The organism is Pseudomonas inefficax (assembly GCF_900277125.1).
GTDB classification, from domain to species: Bacteria; Pseudomonadota; Gammaproteobacteria; order Pseudomonadales; family Pseudomonadaceae; genus Aquipseudomonas; species Aquipseudomonas inefficax.
Genome location: NZ_OPYN01000231.1, coordinates 1 through 2058, shown reverse-complemented (window position 1 = coordinate 2058; position 2058 = coordinate 1). Strand labels below are relative to the sequence as shown.

Annotated in this window: 2 protein-coding genes; both read right to left on the bottom strand. The window is 64.6% G+C overall.

Translation table 11 applies throughout. The features are described 5' to 3' along the window. Positions 1-134: 134 nt before the first annotated feature. Positions 135-527, bottom strand: coding sequence for a DUF1090 domain-containing protein (locus tag JV551A3_RS28845; protein WP_133979337.1), 393 nt, complete (start codon positions 525-527; stop codon positions 135-137). Positions 528-659: 132 nt separating this feature from the next. Further along, positions 660-2058 (bottom strand): NAD-dependent DNA ligase LigB (gene ligB, locus JV551A3_RS28840; RefSeq protein ID WP_133979335.1); only part of this gene is annotated, 1399 nt, incomplete at its 5' end.

The window sequence follows — 2058 nt, the reverse complement described above, 5'->3', positions numbered from 1 at the left end:
AGCGGCCTTGTGTCGCGATGGGCCGCAAAGCGGCCCCGGCGATTTGTGCATCAGCTGAAATCCTGGGGCCGCTGCGCAGCCCTATCGCGACACAAGGCCGCTCCTACAATGATCGCGTTCGCCCGGTCGGAGCTTCAGCGGTCGAGATCCTCTACCGCTTCCTGCAGCTCCTTGCGCGACTCGGCCAGCTTGTCCTTGCGCTTGTTGATCTTCTCCGAATCGCCTTTCTTCTCGGCTTTCTTCAAGTCCCTTTCCCGCTGCGCCACTTCGTGACGAGCGTCGAGCACCTTCTGCTCGCGTTCCTTGCGCAGGCCGGCATCGGTGCAGTTGTCGACCCCTCGCAGTGCCTCTTCGAGCCCTGCGGCCTGGTGGCTGTTGCCGTGGTCACGGGCAATCTTCAACTGGTTCTCGATGGCGCTGCGCTTGGCGGCGCAACCGGTCAGGCCGGCATCTGGCTGGGCGGCTTGTGCGGCGCCAGCGGCCAGGCCTAGTGTCGCAAGCAGGAAAAGGGTCGAAATACGTTTCATGAAAAGCCTCCTTGACGGGGCGGGGCAGCAAAAGTTGGGGGAAATCCTGCCTTGGTTTTGCCCATTTAGAAACCCTTGTTGGGCTTTTCCGGCTTAATCTCAGGATTTTCCTACGAGTAAATTGGTAAACAATCATTGCTTGATGCTTTGCCTGTCGGGCCGGAAGCCGTCGATCCCTGCCTTGGCCAGCTGCGTTGCAATGGCTTGCACCTCGGTGGCCGCAAAAAATCCTGCAAGCTGTTGCCCGCGCTTTTCGCCGATACCGGGCATGGCTTGCCATTCAAGGTTGGTGCGGGCAGCAAGCTCCAGCCAGTCGCCTGTCACCTGCATGCCGGTGGGTGTGGGTGCGCCCAGCCCGCGCAGCCATTGGGCAAAGGGCCGTGAGCGGGCTTGGTCGAAAGTGCCGAGCAACTGCGCAGCCGTTGCGTCACTGATACCGGTTACCTGGCCTAGGCGCTCGGCGTCCAGATGCAGCCAGTCGGTCATCGAAGTCACCAGCCCGGCAGCCACCAGCCGGCGCCAGGTGCCGGGGCCGGTGCGCGGCAGGGCCAGCCCCTGCTTGCCGCTGAGCCAGGTGAGGCGGGCAATGAACTGGTCCTCGCAGCCTTCGCTGATCTGCCAGCAACTGTGGGCATGATGTTGGCCGGGCGCTGGTGCGGTCACCGGTTGGCGCTCGGCGGCGCGGTGTACCACTTGTTCCAGGCGTGGGATGGTCAGCCCGGCAAGGCTGACGGCCACCTGGTCACCGGGACGGATGTCGAGCTTGAGCCAACGTGCCAGCGAGCCCACGCTCACCTGGGTGATTCGCCGGTCATCCAGGGTAACCGGCAGCACGTGCAAGACCGGTGTGACCCTACCGGTGCGGCCGACGCGGAAGCGTACTTCGCGCACTTCGGCCAAGGCCTGTGTGTACGGGTGCTTCCACGCCGCAATCCAATAGGGAGCCTTGGCCTGCCAGCGCTCGGCCGGTGGCCGGACGCCTTGGCGCAGCACTACGCCATCGGTGGCGAAGGGCAGGGGTGAGCGGTACCAGTAATCACGCCAGTGCGCCGCATCGTCCGTTGTTTCTATGGCGACGCTGTAATCCCGGCTGTGCGCAAAACCCAGTTCCGCCAGCTGCGCGAGGCGTTCGGCCTGCTGCTCGGGGCCGCGCGGCCAACCCCACACGAACAGGCCAATGCGCTCGCCTTGCTCACGACCCAGCTGCTTGCGAGCCAGCAGCCCTGCTACTGTTCCTCGGGCGTTGGCGCTGCCTGCCTGGGCTTGCACATGCGCGTCCAGGCGCAGGTACAGTTCGCCCTGCAGTTGCAGGTCGATGGCCTGGGGCAACTGCCGATTGATGGCGTGGAGCTGGGGAATGTGGCGGCTCCAGTCGTGCCCCTGCACGCCGTCCCCCCGGCTGATCAACTGCTCCAGCCGGCCCTGTCGATAAATGAGGGAGACCGCTACGCCATCGACCTTTGGCTGCACCCAGACATCGGTCTTGCCGGCCAGCCAGCGTTCTACAGCCAGGCGGTCGGCCAGCTTGTCG

Excerpts from the sequence above, each read along its gene's own strand:
- JV551A3_RS28845 (WP_133979337.1), bottom strand. The coding sequence starts at position 527 with ATGAAACGTATTTCGACCCTTTTCCTGCTTGCGACACTAGGCCTGGCC.